Annotated in this window: 27 protein-coding genes; 13 read left to right on the top strand and 14 right to left on the bottom strand. The window is 48.5% G+C overall.

The features are described 5' to 3' along the window. Window positions 1–43: 43 nt before the first annotated feature. The 3 genes from XMG59_RS09865 to XMG59_RS09855 all read right to left on the bottom strand — a co-directional run bounded on the left by XMG59_RS09865 (window position 44) and on the right by XMG59_RS09855 (window position 2,598). The gene (locus XMG59_RS09865; protein ID WP_173498627.1) at window positions 44–739 is read right to left on the bottom strand and encodes a hypothetical protein; all 696 of its coding nucleotides are present in this window, start codon (window positions 737–739) and stop codon (window positions 44–46) included. Further along, window positions 729–1,982, bottom strand: coding sequence for an integrase arm-type DNA-binding domain-containing protein (locus XMG59_RS09860; protein WP_173498626.1), 1,254 nt, complete (start codon window positions 1,980–1,982; stop codon window positions 729–731). Before XMG59_RS09860 ends, XMG59_RS09865 begins: the two co-directional genes overlap by 11 nt. Window positions 1,983–2,160: 178 nt before the next feature. Next, window positions 2,161–2,598, bottom strand: coding sequence for a hypothetical protein (locus XMG59_RS09855; protein WP_173483727.1), 438 nt, complete (start codon window positions 2,596–2,598; stop codon window positions 2,161–2,163). A 160-nt stretch (window positions 2,599–2,758) separates the two neighbouring features. On the opposite strand from XMG59_RS09855, the gene XMG59_RS09850 reads away from it, so the two are divergent. From XMG59_RS09850 to XMG59_RS09840, 3 genes are all read left to right on the top strand, one after another. Beyond that, on the top strand, window positions 2,759–3,355 hold the full coding sequence (locus tag XMG59_RS09850; RefSeq protein ID WP_173495361.1) for a transglycosylase SLT domain-containing protein: 597 nt from the start codon (window positions 2,759–2,761) through the stop codon (window positions 3,353–3,355). A 66-nt stretch (window positions 3,356–3,421) separates the two neighbouring features. Then, window positions 3,422–4,753: an AarF/ABC1/UbiB kinase family protein gene (locus tag XMG59_RS09845; RefSeq protein ID WP_173498625.1), complete on the top strand. Its 1,332-nt coding sequence runs from the start codon at window positions 3,422–3,424 to the stop codon at window positions 4,751–4,753. A 36-nt stretch (window positions 4,754–4,789) separates the two neighbouring features. Continuing rightward, window positions 4,790–5,605, top strand: coding sequence for an EAL domain-containing protein (locus XMG59_RS09840; RefSeq protein ID WP_254447103.1), 816 nt, complete (start codon window positions 4,790–4,792; stop codon window positions 5,603–5,605). A 14-nt stretch (window positions 5,606–5,619) separates the two neighbouring features. On the opposite strand, the gene XMG59_RS09835 is transcribed toward XMG59_RS09840, so the two are convergent. Continuing rightward, window positions 5,620–5,790 (bottom strand): DUF6435 family protein, encoded by a 171-nt coding sequence (locus XMG59_RS09835; protein WP_173482199.1) that lies wholly within the window; start codon window positions 5,788–5,790, stop codon window positions 5,620–5,622. Between the two features lie 95 nt (window positions 5,791–5,885). Here XMG59_RS09835 and XMG59_RS09830 point away from each other — a divergent pair, with 95 nt between their 5' ends. Together XMG59_RS09830 and XMG59_RS09825 are read left to right on the top strand one after the other, a co-directional pair. Beyond that, window positions 5,886–6,890, top strand: a complete 1,005-nt coding sequence (locus XMG59_RS09830) for a GTP-binding protein (protein ID WP_173495363.1) — start codon at window positions 5,886–5,888, stop codon at window positions 6,888–6,890. 166 nt (window positions 6,891–7,056) lie between these two features. Then, window positions 7,057–7,584, top strand: coding sequence for a DUF3750 domain-containing protein (locus tag XMG59_RS09825; protein WP_173498624.1), 528 nt, complete (start codon window positions 7,057–7,059; stop codon window positions 7,582–7,584). Window position 7,585: 1 nt separating this feature from the next. Here XMG59_RS09825 and znuA read toward each other — a convergent pair whose 3' ends face one another. Further along, complete coding sequence (znuA, locus tag XMG59_RS09820) at window positions 7,586–8,494, bottom strand: zinc ABC transporter substrate-binding protein ZnuA (protein ID WP_173498623.1); 909 nt, start codon at window positions 8,492–8,494, stop codon at window positions 7,586–7,588. Window positions 8,495–8,557: 63 nt separating this feature from the next. On the opposite strand from znuA, the gene XMG59_RS09815 reads away from it, so the two are divergent. The 6 genes from XMG59_RS09815 to XMG59_RS09790 all read left to right on the top strand — a co-directional run bounded on the left by XMG59_RS09815 (window position 8,558) and on the right by XMG59_RS09790 (window position 12,721). Next, entirely contained in the window at window positions 8,558–9,046 is a 489-nt protein-coding gene (locus XMG59_RS09815; protein WP_173498622.1) for a Fur family transcriptional regulator, read from the top strand. After that, on the top strand, window positions 9,043–9,810 hold the full coding sequence (gene znuC / locus XMG59_RS09810) for a zinc ABC transporter ATP-binding protein ZnuC (RefSeq protein WP_173489240.1): 768 nt from the start codon (window positions 9,043–9,045) through the stop codon (window positions 9,808–9,810). The genes XMG59_RS09815 and znuC overlap by 4 nt, the downstream gene beginning before the upstream one ends. After that, window positions 9,803–10,591, top strand: coding sequence for a zinc ABC transporter permease subunit ZnuB (gene znuB, locus XMG59_RS09805; RefSeq protein ID WP_173498621.1), 789 nt, complete (start codon window positions 9,803–9,805; stop codon window positions 10,589–10,591). The genes znuC and znuB overlap by 8 nt, the downstream gene beginning before the upstream one ends. Next, the gene (locus XMG59_RS09800) at window positions 10,588–11,919 is read left to right on the top strand and encodes an MATE family efflux transporter (RefSeq protein WP_173498620.1); all 1,332 of its coding nucleotides are present in this window, start codon (window positions 10,588–10,590) and stop codon (window positions 11,917–11,919) included. The genes znuB and XMG59_RS09800 overlap by 4 nt, the downstream gene beginning before the upstream one ends. A 236-nt stretch (window positions 11,920–12,155) precedes the next feature. Further along, window positions 12,156–12,440, top strand: a complete 285-nt coding sequence (locus XMG59_RS09795; protein ID WP_173498619.1) for a damage-inducible protein J — start codon at window positions 12,156–12,158, stop codon at window positions 12,438–12,440. Continuing rightward, window positions 12,437–12,721 carry a type II toxin-antitoxin system RelE/ParE family toxin gene (locus XMG59_RS09790; protein WP_173498618.1) on the top strand — a complete coding sequence of 95 codons (285 nt, stop codon included), beginning with the start codon at window positions 12,437–12,439 and terminating at the stop codon, window positions 12,719–12,721. The genes XMG59_RS09795 and XMG59_RS09790 overlap by 4 nt, the downstream gene beginning before the upstream one ends. 18 nt (window positions 12,722–12,739) lie before the next feature. On the opposite strand, the gene XMG59_RS09785 is transcribed toward XMG59_RS09790, so the two are convergent. The 3 genes from XMG59_RS09785 to prlC are packed head-to-tail and all read right to left on the bottom strand — an operon-like array spanning window position 12,740 to window position 15,674. Further along, entirely contained in the window at window positions 12,740–13,342 is a 603-nt protein-coding gene (locus tag XMG59_RS09785) for a DNA-3-methyladenine glycosylase I (RefSeq protein WP_173498617.1), read from the bottom strand. A gap of 1 nt (window position 13,343) precedes the next feature. Beyond that, on the bottom strand, window positions 13,344–13,625 hold the full coding sequence (locus XMG59_RS09780; RefSeq protein WP_173482188.1) for a YheV family putative zinc ribbon protein: 282 nt from the start codon (window positions 13,623–13,625) through the stop codon (window positions 13,344–13,346). 18 nt (window positions 13,626–13,643) lie between these two features. Continuing rightward, a complete protein-coding gene (gene prlC / locus XMG59_RS09775; RefSeq protein ID WP_173498616.1) occupies window positions 13,644–15,674 on the bottom strand; it encodes an oligopeptidase A in 2,031 nt (676 codons plus the stop codon). Between the two features lie 78 nt (window positions 15,675–15,752). Here prlC and XMG59_RS09770 point away from each other — a divergent pair, with 78 nt between their 5' ends. Further along, window positions 15,753–16,295: a gamma carbonic anhydrase family protein gene (locus tag XMG59_RS09770; RefSeq protein ID WP_173484673.1), complete on the top strand. Its 543-nt coding sequence runs from the start codon at window positions 15,753–15,755 to the stop codon at window positions 16,293–16,295. A gap of 130 nt (window positions 16,296–16,425) precedes the next feature. Here XMG59_RS09770 and XMG59_RS09765 read toward each other — a convergent pair whose 3' ends face one another. From XMG59_RS09765 to XMG59_RS09740, 6 genes are all read right to left on the bottom strand, one after another. Continuing rightward, window positions 16,426–18,795, bottom strand: coding sequence for a Lon protease family protein (locus XMG59_RS09765; RefSeq protein ID WP_173498615.1), 2,370 nt, complete (start codon window positions 18,793–18,795; stop codon window positions 16,426–16,428). Window positions 18,796–18,859: 64 nt separating this feature from the next. After that, window positions 18,860–19,687, bottom strand: a complete 828-nt coding sequence (gene aroE / locus XMG59_RS09760; RefSeq protein WP_173498614.1) for a shikimate dehydrogenase — start codon at window positions 19,685–19,687, stop codon at window positions 18,860–18,862. Further along, window positions 19,684–20,604 (bottom strand): oxygen-dependent coproporphyrinogen oxidase, encoded by a 921-nt coding sequence (hemF, locus tag XMG59_RS09755; RefSeq protein WP_173498613.1) that lies wholly within the window; start codon window positions 20,602–20,604, stop codon window positions 19,684–19,686. Before hemF ends, aroE begins: the two co-directional genes overlap by 4 nt. Before the next feature lie 15 nt (window positions 20,605–20,619). After that, window positions 20,620–21,180, bottom strand: coding sequence for an L-threonylcarbamoyladenylate synthase (locus XMG59_RS09750; RefSeq protein WP_173498612.1), 561 nt, complete (start codon window positions 21,178–21,180; stop codon window positions 20,620–20,622). 32 nt (window positions 21,181–21,212) lie between these two features. Then, a complete protein-coding gene (dprA, locus tag XMG59_RS09745) occupies window positions 21,213–22,286 on the bottom strand; it encodes a DNA-processing protein DprA (RefSeq protein WP_173498611.1) in 1,074 nt (357 codons plus the stop codon). Between the two features lie 53 nt (window positions 22,287–22,339). Then, the gene (locus tag XMG59_RS09740; RefSeq protein WP_371743741.1) at window positions 22,340–23,419 is read right to left on the bottom strand and encodes a LysM peptidoglycan-binding domain-containing protein; all 1,080 of its coding nucleotides are present in this window, start codon (window positions 23,417–23,419) and stop codon (window positions 22,340–22,342) included. An 82-nt stretch (window positions 23,420–23,501) separates the two neighbouring features. Between XMG59_RS09740 and def the strand changes: the two genes are divergently transcribed. Further along, a complete protein-coding gene (gene def / locus XMG59_RS09735; RefSeq protein WP_173482181.1) occupies window positions 23,502–24,017 on the top strand; it encodes a peptide deformylase in 516 nt (171 codons plus the stop codon). Window positions 24,018–24,064: the final 47 nt, after the last annotated feature.

Here is a 24,064-nt window from a genome sequence, read left to right as displayed (position 1 = left end):
GTTTTGATTTGCTCATACAAATCCGCAAACAATATTTTGATATTTATTTCATTTTTCGCTTAATTCTTGAGCATTGCTCCCTGAAAGTTTTTTTGGTGACTGGCTTGTTATCACTGGTAAGTACAAAGTCTTTAGCCTTTGCAGCCTCGTATGGAATTAACTCATCGCCTTCACAATCTATATCTTGAATGCAATGATGATCAGAATTGAAGTCCTCTGTTTGTATTCGAACCCATTTGAAAAGCTCTTCACTAGCTGTCGTCACTCCAAGGCATTCTATAGCTAGTCGTATCGCTTGCGTATATGCATCCTCACCTCTTCCTGATACATCTGATTTTTGCCCTTTAAGCTCTTTTGTATTGGCGTATACGTCATCTAGGCCAACGACGTATGGTCTTGAGATAGAGTTGAATCTTAATGATGCTTCATTGCTAGGGAATGCCGATGCTAGCTTTTCAGCATCTAATTTTTTATGCAGCCAAAGCTCCTCAAGGGCTAATATATCTAGCGGGAGCACATCCCCTCGAGAGTAATAAACTGTTGAGGCTTTTTCGGCAATTGCGAGAACCTCGTCTTGACCATCTTGCGTTGGAGTTAATTCAACGTAGTCATAAAAAATGGCAATGTCTTCCTTTATGACCATGTATAAAGAAAGCTCTCCAGTAGCCGCTCTTTTAATTTGTTCTAAGCAATCAAAACCAGGAGCGGTGTAAAGATTTGTCAGCTCTTCAAGTTTCATTTTTCAGCTTATCCAAGTAATCAGCCCACTCTTGCATCATCTTTGTACGCTCAGGCATGTACTCTGCTTTATTGTAAACAGCTCTAATCCTATCCTTATGGGCATGCGCTAGCTGCATTTCAATAACATCAGGATTGTAGCCTAGCTCATTGAGTTGCGTACTCGCTGTGTGTCTGATGCCGTGTGAAGTAATAAACCCTCTCCCAAACTGCTCGCCAGTATTAGGGTTGATCAACCTGGTGATCGCTACGTTCAGGGTATTCTCAGTCATCGGCTGTTTATTGTTATTGATACTTATAGAGCTCATGAACACATACTCAAGCTTGCCTGTGAGTTTTTGCATATCCTTGAGGATACTGAGGGCCTGCGTGGACAAGGGTACTTTGTGCTCACGATCGGTCTTCATCTCTTCTGGTGGAAACGTGATTAGCTTGTTCGCAAGATCTACATACTGCCAGCGTAAATACCTGATGTTGTGGGGACGTAGGAACACCAGAGACATAAACTGTAGTCCCTTCTTAACAGCGTAATCACCCGTATGGGTATCAATTGCCTTTAGGAATAGTGCCACATCCTCAACTTTTGTTAAGTGAGCGAAGTTTCTAGTTTCTTTAGGTTTAGGCAATGTTCGCCCTACTGTATCGGCTGGATTATTTTCAATTAATTGAAGCCCGATAAGATAATCAAAGGTTTGCCTACAATAACTAACCAAACGATTAGCTGTTTCACGCTTACCAGAATCAGCAATTGGTTTAAGTAGCTGACTTAGATCCTGGGCGGTAATCAATGTGACATCTTTTTTGTCCAGCTCAGGGAAGAGGTACTTCTCCATTCGACCAAGACGTTTGGTATATGTAGCTCCCCTTAAGTCCAGTGTCTTCATCTTTTCTAGAGAGTAGTAGCTAAAATTTTTCTTATCAGTTGTGGTTTTTCTGGGATCGATACCCTTAGCAACTAGCGAGTGAGCTTTCTCATGCTCCTCTCTAGCCTCTGCGAGTGACATGGCTGGATAGGTACCAAACGTGATTGTCTTCCGGCTACCGTCTATCTTTGCGTCATAGCGAAATGACTTTGTTCCAGTCTTGGTAACGTAGACATACAAACCACCGCCATCAGTGACCTTATACCCCTTCTCCTGGGGCTTTAGATTCTTGATCTTTGCATCTGATAAAACACGCTTCACTTTTGTTGTCCCGTACCGTCTGATACCGTAAACGATACCGTTTTTGATACGGTATTTCAATGAATCTTACAGGACGCTAGAAGACGAAAAATTACTATAAGTTATTGTTATTAATACCATATAAGACTTTACAGGATCTCTGTTCGTAATCGCCTCGAGGCACCATTCTTTAAGGCTTGCAGATGATGCAGGCCTTTTTTGTTTCTGAGCGATAACAGTACTCTTGTTGGCCAAGCTACTAATCACTCAACAACTCAAGAACGTCAGCCATTGATTGAGCAATCTCTTCTGACGTTGCAGGTTCTTTCCCCAGCAAGGTAATGGCCGCCCTGTTTAGTTTTCGAATTTGATCAACTGTCTCTTCAGATTGATCACCATCCATGACTCTTTGTTTGAGTTTGCTTGTCGGGATATCACTGGCTGTGATGGTGGTGATATCAGTTGAGTTTAATCCGCCCAATAACCTATGAAGCTGGCCACGATTTTTTAGCCCTAACTCCTTAACAAGCTGATCGACAGCCTCCTGCTTGGCGGCACCTGTTTTGTGTGCTTTATTTTTCTTGGCTTTCTCTTGGTGGTGTTCAGGCTTTTCTTTCCCTTTTTCTGCAGTCGCCGGCGAGGATGTTGACAATAATGAGATAGAGAGAAGCGAGGCTAAAACTGTGCGAATGATCATAACAATCTCCAATTTGCTAATAATTTAAGCGTAGTCGCAAATTCCTATAAAACAATGAGTCACCCATTTACAGATTAGAAAGGCCGCATCACGGCATTACCGCTGATAGCAAAACCAAGATGTGTTAGCCTTTAATCCAATGTTTGATCTAAGAGTTGCTATGACACGTTTTATTGCACTATTTGCTGTTGTGTTAATTGCTGGCTGCGCCACCTCGCCTCCGCGCAATGTAGAGAATGCCTGTTACATTTTTAATGAGAAGCCTGACTGGTACAAAGCATCGATGGCGGCGGAAGAGAAGTGGGGGCTTCCGATGCAGGTTCAGTTGGCGATTATGCGCCAGGAGTCTAGCTTTAAGCACGATGCAGCACCACCACGCGATACCTTTTTAGGGGTACCCATGTGGTGGCGGATCTCTTCAGCTTACGGGTATGCACAAGCGAAGGACTCCACTTGGGATTGGTATAAGAGTAAAACGGGCCGATTCTGGGCAAGCCGAGAGAACTATGCCGACGCTGTCGACTTTATGGGTTGGTACGCCAGCATCTCACAACGCACTTTGGGCATCTCTAAATGGGACGCCTACAACCAATACCTTGCGTACCACGAGGGCCACGGAGGTTGGAAAAAACAGACCTACAATAAAAAGGCTTGGTTAATTGGCGTCGCTAAAAAGGTCGATGCCAATGCGCGAATGTATGGCAGTCAGCTGCAAGGTTGTCGCGACCGTCTTAAATCATCTTGGTGGCCGTTCTAGGCCACCGTTACTCAAACCTGATTAAAGGTTTCGATCTGAAGGTTTATCGTTCACGTACGCCACTTCATGAATGAGAAAACCTTAACCACTGCCTCCCCCGTCCCCAAAAGCAGAGCATCACGCCTATTAAGCATGGGCGGATTAGCTACAAAACTTGCAGGAAACGTCTTAACAGAAGGCTCTAAACGCTGGATAAAAGGTGAAGCACCCTCTTTAAACGAGCTGGTTTTAACACCTAAGAACATGAGTGATGTAGCCGATAAGCTAGCCCGTATGCGTGGCGCAGCAATGAAATTAGGTCAGCTACTCTCAATGGATGCCGGTACCCTACTACCCCCTGAATTGGCCGCTGTCCTAGCTAGGTTACAGTCACAAGGCGTCATCATGCCTAAAACTCAGCTCATACATACGCTTGAGTCGAGCTGGGGCAGTGATTGGATGGATCGGTTTAACTACTTTTCGTTCGACCCCATTGCCGCCGCTTCTATTGGGCAGGTCCACAAAGCACGGACACTGGATAACAATGAGTTAGCAATTAAAATCCAATACCCTGGTGTGGCACAGAGCATCGACAGCGACATCGATAACGTCATTTCACTGCTCAGGCTAAGCGGTTTACTGCCCAGAGGGCTGGATATAGATGAATTGGTTGATGAAGCAAGGCACCAGCTTCACTTAGAGGCTGATTACTGCGCAGAATCACGGCATTTGACAGATTTCGCCGGCAAGATCAGCAACTTTAGCATCAATTGCGATCTAATAATGCCAACTTACTTCGCCGAGCTTTCTGAAACTAACATCATGACGATGAGCTTTATAGAGGGCGTGGGCATTGAAGAGTGGCTAAAAGATCACCCAGAGGATGCCAGCCGTATTATGGGGTTGATGCTGGAGCTATTCTTTACCGAACTCCTGCAGATGAACTTAATGCAGACAGACCCCAACCCCGCAAATTTTCATGTTTGCCCAGACACTGGCAAACTGATTCTTTTCGATTTTGGCGCGGTAAGGCAGTTCGATCCTCAGTTTGTAGATCGCTACAAACAGGCCATAGATCAGGCCATTGAGCAAAACCGTGCAGGCCTTGAAGCGGCTTTAGAAGTGCTTAGTTTTTTCAAAAATGGTACCGATGTGGCAAACAAAGCGGCGGTTATCGATATCTTTACCATTGCTTCTGAACCCCTCAGGTCAACAACGCCTTATGATTTTGGTCAGAGTGATATTGCTAAACGCATCCATGAGATTGGTATGAGTGTTAGTAAAGACCCAGATGCGTGGCATACCCCACCGGCCGATGTGCTGTTTTTACATCGTAAAATGGCAGGGCTTTATCTAATGGCCGCAAAGCACAAGGCTGTTGTTGATACACGAACCATCTACCAACAAATTAGTGGTTAATAAGGTTTTTATTTGAAGGCATTAACAGACTGAACTATGCTGAATCTAATCTCAGATTTGGTATTCAAGATGCTAAGTGACAAGGTCATAACACCGATCGACTACTCAAAATTGGGCTGTAAACAGTGCCTAAATGGTGAAGTGTTGGGCTTTGATTTCACTATGGCCTTCCAACCCATTGTTGATCTTCGCCATCAGACTATTTTTGCCCAAGAGGCACTGGCAAGGGGGCTTAACGGCGAAGGTGCAGTATCAGTCTTTGAACAGGTTAATAAACAAAACCTCTATCGTTTTGACCAAACTTGTCGAGTTAAAGCCATTGAGATTGCGTCGCGTTTTGACGATGAGTCGCTGATCAGTATCAACTTCATGCCAAGGGCTATCTATAAGCCTGAGCTGTATATTCGCACCACGCTTGAAGCGGCAAAAGTCTATTCGATTGATCCCAAAAGATTGATATTTGAGTTCAGCGAAACTGAGCGTGTCGACGACATTGCTCACCTAAAACGAACGATTGAGTTCTATAAGGAGCAGGGCTTTAAGACCGCTATGGACGATTTTGGTTCTGGGTACTCAGGTTTAAATATGCTGACGGAATTTAAGCCTGATCTGATCAAGCTCGATATCCAGCTAATCCATGAAATTGACCACTCAAAGACACGCTTTGCCATTATTAAGTCGGTGAAAACGATGTGTGATGATCTCGGTATTCAGATCATTGCGGAAGGTGTGGAAACCGTTGAAGAGAAACAGACACTAGAGGGTTTGGGAATTCACTACCAACAAGGATTCCTATTCGCAAAGCCTGCTTTTGAAACACTGCTTAAAACTGAAGAATTAAACCACCTCTGACACTAATCCAAGCGTTATTGATTCTCTAACTCTTGGATCTTTTTATAGGTAGCCTCAGCTTTGCTGGTTAGCTGTGAGTAGCCGGCAATATCCCCATTGCGCTGCAACTGCATCGCCTGCTCTGTTAGCTCTGCATACTCTTTTTTTAACTTCTTTAATGGATCTTTCTTAAATAAACCAAACATCTCTAATCTCCCAAGTTTGTCTTCTCTACGCAACAGACATTCAATAGGTTTGGTATTAATATCCTCAGTCACACCATCAATAGATGATTTACTCGATGCTAAACGAAAATACTGCAATTCAAGCTATCCCCACCAATATCATTACAGGGTTTTTAGGGGCCGGTAAGACCTCTGCCATCGTTCATCTGCTGCAGCACAAACCTAAACATGAACGTTGGGCCATTTTAGTTAATGAGTTTGGCGAGATCGGTATCGATGGCAGCTTGATGCAAGGCCAATACTCAGAAGAACAGGGAGTATTCATAAGGGAAGTACCGGGCGGTTGTATGTGCTGTGCAGCAGGGTTGCCGATGCAGATCGCCTTGAACATGTTACTGGCAAAAGCGAAGCCCGATCGCCTTCTGATTGAGCCCACTGGCTTGGGCCACCCTAAAGAGGTGCTAGAAGTTCTCTCCAATGAACACTATCAGGATGTTCTTTCGATTCAAAAAATCATCACACTGGTTGATGCGCGTCAGCTTAAAGATGAACGCTATACATCGCATGAGACCTTTAATCAGCAAATTGCGATTGCCGATGTCGTTATTGGTAATAAACAAGATCTTTACGATGAGGGAGATAAAGAGCGTCTATCACAGTATATAGACGAGCATTTTTCCCCAAGCAAACCACTCGCGTTTACCGAACAGGGTCAGCTCGACCCTAGCCTGCTGTCTGGCAGCACCCATGCTAAGGCTGCTCATGCACACCATCACCATTCGCACCAATCAGTTCTGGCAAGCGAACAGCCTCTCCCTGAAATTGGTTTTCTTAAAGCAGAAAACCTAGGCGATGGATTCTTAAGTGCTGGGTGGCGATTTGATCAGCGATACCAGTTTGATCGATCCAAACTCTATCTCTTCTTATCGGGCTTAGAGGTTGAGCGGATGAAAGCGGTGTTTATCACCAATGAGGGGCTATTTGGCTACAACTTGGCGGATGGATCCCTAAAAGAGTTACCAATCGATGTGTGTGACGAGAGTCGCATTGAGATGATTGCAGCGCGTCTTGATGATGACTGGGAATCACAGATTTTAGGCTGCGCAGTCGATAGTGAATGACCTGATTTGCTTTGTTGGGCGTAGAGATCTGAAAGGAGATTTTTATGAGCAACAATCCACCACTTCCCTGTCGCGGTTGTTTACCTAACTGCCCAAACCGTAAAACCTGTAATGGAAAACCTTGGGCCGTGCAAAAACCAAACACGACTAAACCTCATTAAAACTTATGGTTAAACCATTAGCAACGCTTCTAATATCGGCTTTTTTAGCCGGCTGTAGTACCCAAGATTGGCGAACCGCCAAACGCGATAGTGCTGAAATCGCACCGCTACCTAGTGAGCACCCTGAAGCGGTTATCCAGGTCTACGGAGCAGATCTTTTCGGTGTGCGTGGCTACTTTGCTGTGCATACCTGGATCTCTACCAAGCAGAAAAATGCACAACACTACACCGTTTACGACGTTGTCGGTTGGCGCACCGGACGCGGATTGCCTGCCCTACAAATCAAACAGGATATCCCTGATCGTTACTGGTATAACTCTAAACCAGAGCTCATTTTGGACATTCGCGGTGCTGAAGCACAACGCTTAATTCCTAAAATTGACGAAGCAGCCAAACGCTACCCTTGGGCTAATGAGTACACTCTCTTTCCCGGCCCAAACAGCAATACTTTCCCTGCCTGGATTGGTAAGCAGGTTCCTGAACTAGGATTGAAAATGCCATTTAAGGCATTTGGTTCAGGGTATGCAGATTAAATCAGCGTTTAGCTAAACACTCCGTGAACTCATCAACCAAGCCCTGCATGAAGTTGACGTATGCACCCTGTGCGAGAGCAACATCCGAGGCCAACGGGTCCAGTTCACCGACATGAACTTCAAACCCGCGTGTGATCGAATCGATTAAAGCGGGACGATACTGTGGCTCTTTAAAGACACATGAGACGCCACTATGTTCCAACGTCTCACGAAGTTCGGCTAAATGTTTGGCACCTGGCTTAAGTTCGGGGCTGACGGTGAAGTAGCCAACCTGATTAAGATCAAAGTGATTCACAAAGCCGTCGTAGGCATCATGGAAAACCAGAAAGCCCTTTTGGTGAACGGGTTCTAGTTGCTCTTTTGCTTGGCTTTCGAACTGTTTCAGTGACGCTAAGAAAGCGGTCTCGTTCTCTTTGATTTGTGAGGCTTTAGCAGGAAAGTGGTGCTGAAGTTCAACCGACAGCTCTTCCGCAAAGTGCTCAACGGTCTCGATATCTAGCCAAGGGTGCAAGCCGGCATGATCATGGCCTTCGTGTTCATCGTGATGATGCTCCTCTTCATGATCAGGATCTCTATGATCATCTTCACCATGCTCTGCATGCTCATCAAGCATCGCTAAATGCTCAACCTTAGAAGCTTCGATTACTTTCTCTAGATAGGGTTCTATGTCAGGACCGACCCAAATCAATAAATCTGTATTGTTCAGTCGCTTACGATCGGAGGGACGTAGCGCAAAGTCATGCGGGGAGGCACCGTCAGGCAGAAGAGTATCAACCTCGGCAACATTGACTAGGAGTTCGGCAGTAATAAGGCTCAGCGGTTTAACACTGGCCATCACCGTATCGGCTTGAGCTTGAGTTGATGCCAGTAAAAGAGAGGTAACAACAGAGGCGGTAAATTTGTGTGTCATTGGGTACAATGCCTATAAACCAGAAAATGTATTGTTATAATATAACAATAATTGAGATAAAGCATGCTTGAAATCAACGACGCATTCAATTCAGACCACAACCACGATCACTGCGTCAGTGGTGCGTTAGATAACGCTAAGGTGATTTGCCAAGAGAGTGGCCAGCGTCTGACTCCCATTCGCGAGTTAGTGTTACGACTCGTCTGGAGCTCCCATAAGCCACTGGGTGCCTATGAGTTGTTGCCAGCGCTGGCTGACGCGGGCTTTAACTCAGCGCCGCCGACGGTCTATCGGGCATTGGATTTTTTGCATCAGCTTGGGCTCATTCACAAAATTGGTTCACTCAACGCTTTTGTCGGTTGCTCAAATCCAGAACACCCGCATCCATCGGCATTTATGATCTGCAGAGAGTGTAAAACCGCAGCCGAAATTGAGACCAGTGAACTTCAAGAGAGCTTTAATCGGGTCGCTAATACGCACGGCTTTCAGCTTGAGGAAGAGAATATCGAGCTGTTAGGTCTTTGCAGCGATTGTCGTGGGAGTGAATCATGAGTAATCCAGATCTGGCTAGATTAGATGGAGTCAGTTTGCGCTTTGGCAATAAATCGGTACTCAACAATGTAAACCTGCCACTGCATAACGATTGCATCACCACACTGATCGGACCCAACGGTGCAGGTAAGTCGTCACTGGTAAAGGTGCTGCTTGGACTGGTGAAACCGACCGAAGGCACTGTTTGGACGAAACCGGGCCTGCGCATCGGGTATATGCCGCAAAAAATTCAGATCGACCGGACACTACCATTAACGGTTAAACGCTTTTTGCAGATTCCCCATGGCTACAACCAAAACGACATCGAGGCTGCCTTAGCTTCGGTGGGTGCTGAACACCTGGTTGATTACTCGATTCATGATCTTTCCGGTGGTGAAATGCAGAGAACCCTTCTTGCTAGGGCTCTGTTAAGAAACCCCGATCTACTCGTGCTGGATGAGCCGGTTCAGGGTGTCGATATTAATGGTCAAACCGAGCTCTATCGACTGATCACGGATATCCGTAAAGAGAGAAAGTGCGGTGTGTTAATGATTTCACACGATCTGCATCTGGTTATGTCATCGACCGATCACGTTGTCTGCCTAAACAAGCATGTCTGCTGCTCGGGACACCCAGAAGCTGTCAGCGCAGACCCTGCCTACATAGAGTTGTTTGGCGCTTCTCACGCGTCAACACTGGCGCTCTATAATCACCATCACAACCATAGCCACGATATGCATGGTAACGTCGTTGAAGGTGACTGCTGTGGGGGTGATCATGCTTGATTTCATCATCTATGCGTTGATTGCCGGCCTATCAGTCGCCATTGTTGCGGGCCCTTTAGGTGCATTTGTGGTGTGGCGCCGCATGGCCTACTTCGGTGACACCTTGGCTCACTCAGCTCTTCTCGGCATCGCACTGGGCATTCTGTTTGATATCAACCTGAGCCTAGCTGTCGTGCTCTGCTGTGTAGCGCTGGCGCTTGGGTTAGTCGCAATGCAGCGCCAACACTGGATAGCCACCGATACGTTGTTGGGGATCATGGCGCACAGTGCACTATCACTGGGTCTGGTCGCGATATCACTACTGGATAACGTACGCATCGACCTTCAGGCCTACCTGTTTGGGGATCTATTAGCGATCACTCCCGAAGACCTTAAGTGGATTCTGTTGGGAGGTATAGCCGTCTTAGCCGCGATCTACTGGCTTTGGAAACCACTACTCGCCATCACGATTAACGAGGAGCTGGCCCAAGTAGAGGGAATACAGGTTGCTCGCTATAGACTCGCCCTAATGCTGTTAATCGCCATGGTGATTGCTGGCGCGATGAAACTGGTTGGGGTACTGCTCATTACCTCTCTATTGATCATGCCGGCTGCAGCGGCGCGGCGTATGTCTGCCACGCCTGAACAGATGGCGATTTTTGCCAGTATGCTTGGGTCAGTCGCAGTAGTGGGAGGCATTGCGCTCTCTTGGTTCGCGGACACTCCAGCGGGCCCGAGTGTCGTTGTCTGCGCACTGGTAATCTTCTTATTGATCTTCTTCGCACCCCGGGTAAGGGCATGATTCGACTGAATGATTGGAGCATGCATCAGCGTGTTTGGGCGCTGGCATGGCCGATGCTGCTATCCAACATCACCGTTCCCCTTCTAGGCCTTGTCGATAGCGCCGTTGTCGGCCATTTGGATGATCCTAAACATTTGGGGGCCGTGGCCATTGGCGCCACGCTGTTTACCACCATCTACTGGGCGTTTGGATTCTTGCGAATGGGAACTACGGGGCTAATTGCACAGGCTGTGGGACGCCAAGATGGCAATGCAAATAGGACCTTTTTAGCGCAAGCAACCCTCATCGTACTGGGGCTCGGCAGCCTTATGTGGCTAGCACAAATCCCCATACTCGCTTTGGGTTTAGAGTGGATGGGTGCCGATTCCGATGTCCATGAAACCGCTCGAAGCTATGCCGATATTCGTATCTATGGTGCTCCAGCGGCGCTGTTCAACTACGTCTTAGTGGGCTGGTTTGTCGGTAATCAAGATACACGCTCACCCCTGATCATTATGACCGTCGTCAACCTGACGAATCTGGTGTTAGATCTGCTGTTTGTGCTCGGTTTCGGCTGGGGCGCAGAGGGTGTAGCCAGTGCAACACTGATAGCTGAATACACCGGTGTGGTTCTTGGGTTACTGCTGATGAAGCGCCATCTAAACCTGATTGATGGTGCAATTTTGCCAAACTCACTTCGTCAACTGTCAGCCTATCGCGCGATTTTTACCGTGAATAAGTACCTATTTGTTCGGACCGCGTCACTGCTCTTTATGTTTGCTTTCTTCACCTCACAAGGTGCGCGACTTGGAACGGATATACTGTCGGCTAATGCTCTCCTGTTGAACTTCTTGATGCTGATCTCGCACGCTCTCGATGGATTCGCCCACGCTGCTGAGGCGATCTGTGGTCGCTATGCGGGTGCCAAGGATCGATACAACTTCTACCGCGCCATGAAGAGTTCAGCTCTCTGGTCCTTGTTGTTTGCGCTGGGGCTTACACTCACGTTTATGTTGGGTGGGCACTCTATTCTGAGCCTGATGACCGACATTGAATCGGTATTGGATGTCGCACAGGACTATTTGATCTTTATCTGGGTGCTTCCATTGATCGCTGTATGGAGCTATTTCCAAGATGGTGTTCTTGTCGGCACGACTCAATCTAAAGCGATGCTGCAGATCATGGTCGTCACTGTGTTTGGCACGTTTTTACCCCTCTGGTGGCTAACACAAGATCTAGGTAATACCGGCCTATGGTTATCATTCACCGCGGCATTTTTGGTCAGAGCATTGATGGGGTTCTGGATTTTCCACCGCTATAACCAGCGTGGGGTTTGGTTTAAGGCGTAATCCAATCCTAAATAACATTTGAAGGTGGTGTCAGGCTGAAGGCCAGACACCGTTGCAACAAGACCCGCCACAAAGTCCCCGTGTCTGGCTTTCAGCCTGACACGACTATCTCTGCGTCACTGTTTGCCTGCGGCAATTCGTTCCTACGGTCGAACTCTTTTTAAAAAGTTGTATCAAACTGAAATAGTGATACCCTATTCGTACTGACGTTTGTCATGACAAATATCGAGGTTTCTATGGAAAGTCGAATTCAGTTCCGCGTTGATGAAGAGACAAAACAACTTGCGCAGAAAATGGCTGCAAGCCAAGGCCGAACTTTGAGTGATGCATGCCGAGAACTTACCGAACAACTTGCTGAAGAGCAGAGAAAGGTTGCTAGTCAAGAAAGCTGGCTTGCCGATCAAATCAATGAAGCTTTTGCTCGATACGATGCCGGCAGTACTACTTTTTATACTGGAAATGATGCCGAGATCGAGATGGAAAAGCGCAAAGCTAAAATCCGTGCGGCTAACAAAGCATGATTCTATGGGAGCAAGAATCGCTTAATGATCGTGAGAAGATATTCGCCTATCTTTACCAATACAATCCCGAGGTGGCTGAGAAAACTGATGATTTAATCGTCAAGCAGGTTTCTAACCTCTTAGATCATCCTAAATTGGATATTAAACGAGAGGGAGTACGCGGACGTCGATTGATATTGCCAGAACTTTCTTTGATAGTGGCTTATGAAACCTCAGATCGAGGTATTCACATATTAAGAGTTCTGCATCAAAAGCAGCAGTTTCCTCACATATCTGTTTAACCTACCCATAAAGTGGTGTCAGGCTGAAGGCCAGACACCGGGGCATAAGTCGATGCAACGCTGGTAGGCGGGGCAGGTCTCGAGGTGATCGTTGACGAAGCCGGTGGCCTGAAGGTAGGCGTAGACGATGGTTGAGCCGAAGAAGCGAACGCCACGTCTCTTTAGATCTTTCGCAATCTGCTTTGAGAGATCGGTTTCTGCAGGTATATCAGCTAGCGTTTTGGGTCTGTTTACGATCACTCTACTCTCCATAAACGACCACAAAAAGTTTGCAAAACCATCGAACTCCGTCGAAATGGCTAAGAAGTGCTTAGCATTATTAATAGAGGCTTCGATTTTGGCGCGATTACGAATGACTCCGGCATCAGCCAGCATCGCCTCTATCTCTTTCTCTCCAAACTGAGCCACTCGCTCGGGTTCAAAATTACGATAGTGGCGACGGTAGCCTTCGCGTTTATTTAATACGGTGCGCCAGCTTAAACCCGCTTGTGCGGACTCTAGAACCATAAACTCAAACAGTGTTCGGTCATCAGTTCGCAGTAAACCCCACTCTTGGTCGTGGTAACGATGCTCTATCTCGGACTGACGTGCCCAGCCACAGATATCAGCATCTTGGCTCACGTCAGTGGTCCTTTTTCTGCAAATTAGGGTTGGTAAAGAACTGCAGCGGTTGAGCTTCAACTTCGGTTGCTGGTGTATTCTTTAGCGGGTCCACACCCTCTTTAGAGACTCGGGTCTCAAGCTCTTTGGGTTCTGGACGGCCATCAAGGCGCATGCTGTCTTCAAACCCGCATTTAACACATTCACGATACTCACGCTCTTCATCGCGGTACATTCGTGTGCTATCCATAGCGGCACAGCGTGGACAGACCACACCGGCGACAAAGCGTTTAACTGGTTTCATAGCAGCTCCTTCGCTGAATTAAGCGGCAATACCTGAGTGGCGAAGCAAAGCATCCACTTCAGGTTTACGGCCACGGAACGCGACAAATAGCTCCATTGGCTCTTTAGAACCGCCCTTCTCAAGGATTTCAGTTCGGAAGGATGCACCAGTCTCCTGATTAAAGATACCCTCCTCTTCGAAACGAGAGAACGCATCGGCCGACAGAACTTCAGCCCATTTATAGCTGTAGTACCCGGCTGCATAGCCGCCTGCAAAGATGTGGCTAAAGCTGTGCTGAAAACGGTTGAATGCAGGTGGGTTCAATACTGCTACCTGTTCACGAACACTGTTCAAAACAGACTGTACTGACGTTTGGCCAGGCTCAAAATCACGATGAAGTATGAAATCGAACAGTGAAAACTCAAGCTGACGCACCATCATCATGCCCGATTGGAAATGCTTAGCCGAAAGCATGCGATTCAGCATATCTTCTGGCAGAGGCTCACCTGTCTCATGGTGACCGGAGATCAGTGCCAACGCTTCTGGCTCCCAACACCAGTTCTCCATGAACTGACTGGGCAGTTCGACAGCATCCCAGGCCACACCGTTAATACCACTGATATCGGCATGCTCCATTTGCGTTAGCATGTGATGCAGACCGTGACCAAACTCGTGGAACAGTGTCGTTACTTCATCATGGGTTAGTAGTGCAGGCTGGCCCTCTAGAGGCGCCGTGAAGTTACAGACCAGATACGCCACGGGCAGTTGAATATCACCATTGATGTTACGGCGCACACGACAGTCATCCATCCATGCACCACCACGTTTACCGGCACGAGCAAATGGATCTAGGTAACAGTTTGCGAGTACCTGACCATAACGCTTCAACTCAAACAGTCGAACATCGTCATGGTAGGTATCAAACTCTTTCAGTTCAGTAACGCTGACACCAAAGAGGCGCTCGGTTACTGCGAACAGCCCATCCAACACTTTAGGGAGTGGGAAGTAGGGACGCAGCTCTTGCTGGGAAATGTTGAAGCGTTGCTGTTTCAGCTTCTCTGCATAGTAGGTGATATCCCAAGCTTGCAGATCGCTCATACCCTCTTCTGATTGAGCAAAAGCGGTCAGCTCTTCTAACTCTTTAGCGGCTTGAGGACGGCTTTTAGCTGCTAAGTCCTCAAGGAAGTTCACCACCTGATCGGTAGATTGAGCCATTTTAGTGGCCAGTGAATATTCCGCGTAATTGGTAAACCCAAGCAACTTCGCCAACTCAAGGCGCAGGGTCAGGATCTGCTCAATGAGATCGGTGTTATCCCACTCACCCGCTTTTGGCCCCTGATCAGAAGCACGAGTCGCATAGGCCGTATAGAACTCTTCACGCAGTTGACGATTATCAGCCTGCAGCATCACGGCATAGTAGACAGGGAAGTCGAGAGTCAGCACCCAGCCCTCTAACTGTTCACTTTCAGCCGCCTGCTTAGCCGCTTCAAGGACATGATCGGGCAACCCAGCTAACTCGGTCTCATCGGTAATATGCTTGGTCCACCCCTGTGTCGCATCCAAGACGTTCTCAGAGAATTTAGTGGTCAATTCAGAGAGTTTTAGTTGAAGCTCGGCGTAACGTTTTTGCTGCTCTTCTGGCAGACCAATACCCGCTAGACGGAAGTCACGAAGTGAGTTAGTAATCACTTTCTTTTGAGCATCTGAAAGTTCAGAGAAGGCCGCACTTTGACTAAATTGTTCGTACGCTTCATAGAGCTTTTTATTCTGGCCAAGCTCAGTAAAGTATTCAGAGAGTTTAGGTAGGCAGGCGTTATACGCTTCGCGCATCTCATCGGTATTCGCCACGGCGTTGAGATGAGAGACCGGAGACCAGGCTTGAGCTAATTCATCATTTAGCTGTTCCAGTTCACCCACTAAACTCTGCCAATCCATCAGTGGTTGTTCGGTCATCTTTGCAATACGCTCACGGTTACGCTGCAATAGCTCATCGACGGCGGGAACAACATGCTCAGGTTTGATGGTACTGAATTGTGGCAGTGAAGATGGTTCTAACAGTGGGTTACTCATCGCTCTCTCCGAGATCAAAAACTCTATACGCTTTACTATACAATGGGGTGAGCGGATCAGTTATTCAAGGAATGCGATATGAAACTACGTCCTTTTAAAGGCATCAGCCCAACCCTAGGTGATAAGGTGTTTGTTGACCCCAGTGCGGTTGTCATTGGGGATGTGGTGCTGGGTGATGACGCATCTGTTTGGCCGCTGACAGCGATCCGTGGCGATATGAACCATATTCGTATCGGCGCTCGCACCAATGTTCAGGACGGAGCAATCCTGCACATCACTCATGCCAGCAGCTATAACCCTGACGGCTATCCGTTGATTATTGGCGATGAAGTGACCATCGGTCACATGGCGATGCTGCACGGCTGCACCATAGGCAACCGTGTCCTGATTGGTATGTCAGCGACGGTAATGGATGGCGCAATCGTTGAAGATGATGTCGTTGTCGGTGCCGGCGCGCTTGTACCGCCAGGTAAGCGTCTAGAGAGTGGCAAGCTCTACATGGGCCGCCCTGCCAAAGCAGTTCGCGACCTGACCGAAAAAGAGATGAGCTACTTCAGCTACTCTGCTGCCAACTATGTGAAGCTGAAGAATGAGCATCTGGCCGAGGATTGGGCAAATTAAAAATTTGCTGGAGCTTTATTGAGCGAAGCGAAATGAGGCGATATCTCATCGTCTCCTCTGCGAGAAGACTCCAACAGGGGTCTGACCTGTGGTCTGACCCCACTCTAAGAAACGGCAGAGACTAAATAGACTAAGCCTTCGCCTTAGACAACTCACGCAAGCGTTTAACCACTTCAGCACCAATAGAGCGTTGGGTGAACACGCCGTCGGCTTTCTCTTTACCTGCGCTGCGACCCATTAGAAGCTCCAGCGCTTCATCAACGGTTGCGACTGAGTAGATTGAGAAGAGCCCCTCTTTCACGGCATCCACCACTTCCTGTTTCAGCATCAAGTTGCGTACGTTCGCTTTGGGAATGATCACACCCTGTCTACCGGTTAAACCGCGAGACTCACAGAGGTGATAGAAACCTTCAATCTTCTCGTTAACACCACCAATCGCCTGAACTTCACCGTATTGGTTGATGGATCCGGTCATCGCGAACTGCTGTTTGATCGGTATGTGCGTTAACGCTGAGATCAGGGTACAGATCTCCGCCATTGAGGCACTATCACCGTCCACATAACCGTAGGATTGCTCCATCGCTATGCTGGCCGAGATCGCTAACGGGAACTCTTTAGCGTAACGGTGACCCAAGTAACCGGACAGAATTAACACCCCTTTGGAGTGAATCGGTTGGCCAAGTGTGACTTCACGCTCAATATCGACGATGCCACGACTACCGGGGTGAACCGTTGCGGTAATGCGCGCCGGCGAACCAAAGCTAACATCACCAACCTGCAGTACCGTCAAACCATTGGATTTACCGATCGCTTCACCATCCGTGTCGATCAAAACGGTCTCGTTGGTAATACCCTCTTGGATCTTTTCAGAGAGACGCCCGGTTCGACGCTCTTTGGACGACAGTGCCGCGTCGACGTGTGCCGCATCGATGTATTTGTCATTCGATTTAGCGCGACGGTAGTCCGCTTCACAGAGTAGATCGACTAATTCACCGATATGCGCCGATAGAAGATCTTGATCACCCGCCAGTCTAGAGGAGTGCTCAACCAGTCGCGCTACCGCTTCACGAGTTAACGGTGCTAGCTTCTCCTCTTTGGCCAGCGTGCTCATTAGACGGGCGTACTGGCGAATGGTCGCCGGTGTGCGCTCGACATCCTCTTCAAAATCGACCACAACACGGAACATCTTTTCGAAGTCATGATCGAGCTCTTGCAAGAGGTAGTAGATGTTACGAGCGCCAATGAGGACGATCTTTACATCCAGATCGATCTCTTCAGGTGAGAGCGTTACGGTGCTGATACCGGCATACTCACTGACAGGATTCTCGATGCGAATCGCATGCGCTTTTAACGCTCGCTTCAAGGCGCCGTAGACAAAGGGTTGCTCAAAGAGTTTTTCCGCTTCAATGATCAAGTAACCGCCATTGGCTCGATGCAGTGCACCCGGGCGAATCAGACGGTAGTTGGTGATCATGGCACCCATTTCACTGTTGTACTCGATGCGCCCAAACAGATTTTCGTAACTTGGGTGCGCCTCATAGACCACTGGTGCGCCTTTGGTCTTCTCATTATCCACGAGCAGATTAAGACCGTAGTTCTCGTTCATGAATTCGCGACGAGCGGTCTCGGATTTGTTCTCAAAAATGCCTTCGGCAATCATCTCACCGGCGTTACGAATCAGATCACGCTCTACATCTTCAAGGTAGCTGTTCACCCCTTTCAGATTTGAGTAATCGCCTCGCACCTCTTCAAACAGTGGTTTGAGTGCATGACGAGCGGTGTCACGATCGAGGTAACGCAGTGCTTCAGCGGCCTCACGGCGCCAGCGTGGCATCTCTGTCAGTTGCTCATTAAGCAGCTCTTCCAGTTCGGATATGTGTGTTGAAAAGGCATCACGGATCTCTTCCGGAAGCGCCGAAAAGACCGCCTCATCGATGGCTTGCCCTTCCGCTACGGGCGTAAATCCAATCGTGCCCGCATCACGATAAACCGCGATGGAGTATTCACGCCCCTGCTTCTCGACCGTCTCTACTGCTTTGTCATAGAGACGGTTGAAGTCACGTTCAATCTTCGATTTTTCACGCTGATAAGCGGGACTTTCAAAGGCGGCAGGTAGCTCGGTAACGACACGATTAAGTAGCTTGCTTAGATCGTGCTGCAACTTAACGGCTTTACCGGCGGGTAGGCGCAGTGCTTGAGGGTGACGAGTGTCTTGTATGTTCTTTAGGTAACACCAATCGTATGGCTTGGATTGGCTTTTAGCGGCTTCTCGCAGATTCTCCATCGCAAAGGAGAAACGTCCTGTGTGCGGGTTACCCATCACAAATAGATTGTAGCCGGGGCGGTTCATGCCTACCCCAAACTCCATCGCTTCAAGCGCACGATCTTGACCAAAGAAGCCGGCGAAGCCCTCTAGGTTATCGGTAGTTTTAAACGGGAGAAGATCGGTATCGCAGGTACGGTAGAGTTGATCGACTGAGAGCGGGGCTAGCTTTTCCATGCGGGGCATCCAATACAGCGAATTGATACCCTTAGACTGAAGCGCTCCCCTCTCTAAGTCAATGCTATTTGTGTTGCAGTTCGGATCTGAGCTGATTAAGAATCTCGGCTGTTTCGGGTTTCACCCCTCGCCAAATTGCGAAGGACTCCGCCGCTTGTTCAACCAACATACCCAGACCGTCTATGGCACGTGCACCATGCTGTTGGCACCAGGCACAAAATGGCGTCTGTTCGGCACCGTACATCATGTCGTAACCACAACTGTTGGCATCGATCGCTTCAGCAGGCACAGGGGGCAATTCACCGCCAATACTGGCCGAAGTGCCATTGACGATCAGATCGAAAGCCGGCCCCGTAATGTCATCATAGCCGCAAGCAGAGACGGGCGCGTCCGCAAAGACATCGGCAATAACCTGAGCTTTAGAGACCGTGCGATTCGCTATCACAACGCTCGCAACCTGAGCTTCTAACATCGGCTGAATGACACCACGCACAGCGCCACCTGCACCCAGTATCAAGACGCGCTTGCCGGCTAATTCCAAACCCAAGTTGTTCTTTAGATCAGTTAACAGACCAATGCCGTCGGTGTTATCAGCACAAATGTCGCCCTGCTCATTTAACCAGAGAGTGTTCGCTGCACCGGCAGTCTCCGCGCGCGCTGTGCGCACCTGTGCAAGCTGCCAAGCTAGCTCTTTAAATGGCAAGGTCACATTAGAGCCCTTGATCTCTCCAGAGGTCAGTTGAGCCCTCAACGTCTCCGTAAAGGTATCCGCCTCTAACAACTGAGCCGTATAGTCCAAAGCTTCACCCGTTATCTGAGCAAAGTGGCTATGAATTCTGGGTGACAGACTATGTTTGATCGGATTGCCTGTTACTCGGTACTGATCGATCATGCTTCTAAGCCTAACCAGTCTCTCGATTGCAGGTAGTAATCAGTCAAACGCGCCTCTTCTGTACCGGGTTCAGGTGCCCAGTTGTAGTCCCAACGCACTTCCGGTGGAAGCGACATCAGAATCGATTCGGTTCGGCCACCAGTCTGCAATCCAAACAGGGTGCCACGGTCAAACACTAGGTTAAATTCAACGTAACGGCCGCGACGGTGCAATTGGAAATCACGCTCAGCTTCACCATAACGCTCATCACGACGGCGCTCGACAATCGGTACATAGGCTTTAGTGTAGGCATTACCAATGGACTGCATCAGCGCAAAACTTTGATCAAAACCCAACTCATTCAGATCATCGAAAAAGAGGCCGCCGATACCGCGAGGCTCGCCACGATGCTTCAAGAAGAAGTAGTCATCACACCACTTTTTATAACGAGAGTAGACATCGTCACCAAAAGGATCACAAGCGTCTTTAGCCACTTGGTGCCAAAATACACAATCCTCTTCATTGCCGTAGTAAGGGGTCAAATCAAATCCACCACCGAACCACCAAACTGGCTCTTCGCCCTCTTTCTCCGCAATGAAGAAACGAACATTGGCATGTGAGGTCGGCACTTTAGGATTTTTAGGGTGCATCACAAGGCTGACACCCATCGCTTCAAAGTTACGGCCTTGAAGCTCAGGACGGTGCGCCGTTGCCGATGCCGGCATCTGATTACCGTGAACATGCGAAAAGTTAACGCCGCCCTTTTCAAACACCGCACCGTTTGTAATGACTCGGCTTCGGCCACCGCCGCCTTCGGGTCGATCCCAAGAGTCCTCAACAAACTCAGCGCCACCATCGGCTGCTGCTAGCTCATTACAGATACGATCCTGAAGATCCATTAAGAAGGCTTTTACTTCTGCTACGCTCGGTTTGCTCATTAGCAATCTCCGTCTCTAAACTCGTAGGGTCTGTCCAGTCAGTGCATCACGAATCACGGATGGTCGATCCGAATCGCCTAATGCTCCCTGAACACGATAATTAATTCTATTTCCAAAGTAAGTACTTACTCTCAACTTACTCTTCGCTGGTACTGCAGATGAGGGATTAGCAGAGGTCGATACCAATGGCATATCGGCACGGTTGCAGAGCGCCTGCACGATGGGATGTGCAGAGACACGAACAGCAACAGAGCTGTGCTGGCCTTTAACCCACTCAGGGATCATCTCGTTGGTATCCGGTATCAACCAGGTATTGGGGCCCGGCCAACTTGCTTCAACAACCTGACGCTGCTCTGCTGTCAGATTCTGCAGCAGTGGCTCAACCTGCCCAATATTGGCTGCCACTAAAATTAAGCCCTTATGCATAGGGCGGCGTTTAACCGCTAACAGATGTTTCACGGCATGCTCGTTCCAAGGGTCACAACCTAACCCCCAAACCGCCTCTGTAGGATAGGCAATCACGCCACCCTGCTGGACCACCTCTACGGCCTGTTTAATGCTCCAATCATTCACCATAATCAGAATCTTACTTTGGAAAAAACGCTATTCTACCGAAGAACGACGTAACGGGCTCCCTCTCGGCCAATAATTCCTGAGATTTCTAGTTCCACGAGCAGACGCTGAAGCTGTCCAATCGGAATACTGAGCTTTGCAGCTAGCTGATCGGCGGTTAACGGTTGCTGATGCAGGGCATGGATTATGGGATCATCCGACTCAACGGGCGGCTTCTGTTCACGATCTGAAGTGAGCGGCAGATAGAGTGACGCCAAGATATCGGAGACCGTTTCAACCAACTGAGCTCCCTCTTTAATAAGATGGTGACAGCCTCTTGCAAGCTCATTGGTAATCGCACCCGGTATGGCAAATACCTCCCGCCCCTGCTCCAGCGCCAAACGCGCCGTGACCAGTGACCCACTCTTAATAGCGGCTTCAACGACTAAGGTTCCCAGACTCATACCACTGATGATGCGATTACGCTCTGGAAATAGGTAGGGTCTGGGTTGGATACCGGGCAACTGCTCAGTGACTAACAGCCCGCCTGAGTCAAATATCTGCTGTGCCAGCCGCTGATGCCGTTGTGGGTACACCAGATCTGGGCCGTTTGCCATAACGGCGATTGTTGTACCTGGGCCGCCTGCTATTGCGCCGAGATGAGCTGCGTGATCAATACCTATGGCTAACCCGCTGGTGACATGAACGCCTGCTTGGGTTAGCTCTTGAGCAAATCTCTGTGCGGTTGCACGGGCCAAGCTGGATGATTTTCGCCCACCCACCATAGCGACTTGAGGGTCATTCAATGCCTGCACATTGCCTTTTGAGAAGAGTACCACAGGCGGATCGTAGATCGATTTAAGCAATTCGGGATAACGGCTATCTTCAAAGCAGATAACGTCACAATCTATGTTTTTAATAACATTTAGATGCTTTTCGGCATGATCGTAGAGTGACTTTATCTGCCTGACAGCGAACTGACTTTCGTTAAACAGCTCCAACTGCTCTATTAAGCACTTAGAGTCTTTTAGCCGATCGGGCCAGTCAGTGTGTTGAATGAATTTTAGATTGGAAGCGGGTCGCATGGCCAAAAGGCGCAGTGCAACCCAGTCGATCGATTCGGCTGGCATCCTTGCTCCTGACACTGCACATCCTTGTGCAGCGATTGTCTAATATTGTGACGTTAAGGCTGACGAAGCGGGTCACCAACCTGAATCACTTCGGTTGCACGCATCACCAGCGCATAACTGACCTTGTCGAAGGCTTTGTAGACCATCAACTCACCGGCACGCTCGGCTGGTAGTTGAAGTTTTTCACCTGTTTTAGGGTCACGAATCTCTTCGCCACGATTGTAGATCGCGTAGACACTGCCTGGTTCGATTCCTTCGCGCTCGCCAGCATTGATTGTGACACTGTTAAACTGACCAATGTTGGCAACGCCATTTAATACGGCGATGACTTCAACATTATCGACCTCTGGACCAGGGCGTGGCATAAACCGAGTCACCAGTGGCGCTTCGCCAGTTGGAATCAGAATATCTTCTAAACGCACCTCTTCAGTACTGTTGCGAATATCAACACTGATTGTGTCGCCTTCAGAACCACGAACCAGCGCATCAGCGACGCGGTGTAGCTCATAACCTAAAGACTCACCGGTGTTGGGATCTACATACTCGGTCAAAGGGCGGTAGAGTGATTGCTGACGACTGTCATCTAACAATTCACCTCGAACATAGACTCGATCATCATTGGCAGCGAGGATGCGTTGGTTTTTACCACCCAGCACGTAGGGCGCATCCGCTAACATTTGATTATCAACCACTCGGCTATCATTGAGAAAGGCTTGTACATCACGCAGAGGGATCGAAGCGATAGCCTCTTCGCGGGGAACGACTTTAACCTCAGGCGTTAACACCAGAGTACCTGGTTTACGACCCAGGCGTGGCTCACCATCTTCCCAGTAGAGGTAGATGACATCTCCAGGGTAAATGAGATGAGGGTTGTAGATCTGCGAGTTTACTTCCCAAACCTTAGGCCAGAGCCAAGGGCTTTTCAGGAAACGCGCGGAGATATCCCACAGGGTATCCCCTTTAACAACGGTGTATTCCGAGGGGGCATCTTGCGCCAACTTGATGGTGTCAGCTTGCGCCAGCATAGAGGTTAAACCCAATGCAACGGCAGCGATCTGTTTTATCCGTTTAAACATACTGTCCTTCAGCGTTTGACGCTTATCTATTCGATTGCACTGCTTAACGTGTACCACATGCAAACAGAGTCCTAATAGGTATAATAGACAATATTAACAATGTTACTAGTTATCCGATTAAGAGAGATCACTAAACGGTATGGCACTGCTTAAAATTTTAGAGTTCCCAGACCCGCGCCTTCGCACCATTGCTGAGCCGGTTGAGACGGTCGACGATGAGGTACGTAAGATCATCGATGACATGTTTGAAACCATGTACGACGCCCCCGGCATTGGCCTAGCGGCAACACAGGTCAATATTCATAAACAGATCGTCGTGATCGACATATCCGAAGAGGGTAATGAGCCACTGGTTTTAATTAACCCCTCTTTTGAAGTGTTAACCGACGAGACTGAACAGATGCAAGAGGGCTGCCTCTCTGTCCCTGGATTCTACGAAAACGTCGTTCGCCCAGAGCGCGTTAAGCTGAATGCGATTGGTCGTGATGGTGAACCTTATGAGTTAATCGCTGATGGTTTGCTAGCGGTCTGTATTCAGCACGAGCTGGATCATCTGAACGGCAAGCTGTTTGTTGACCATATCTCTCGATTGAAACGTGATCGAATCCGCGGAAAACTCGAGAAGAAACATAAATTAGAAGCCGCTCAGGCTTAAAGATCAGACAGGCTTGCCGCTCACCTTGGCAAGCCTGTTTCATTTTA

Source organism: Marinobacterium sp. xm-g-59, assembly GCF_013283315.1.
Taxonomy (GTDB): Bacteria; Pseudomonadota; Gammaproteobacteria; order Pseudomonadales; family Balneatricaceae; genus Marinobacterium_E.
Note: the sequence above shows the minus strand (reverse complement) of the source record. Positions and strands in the feature narration are given on the sequence as shown.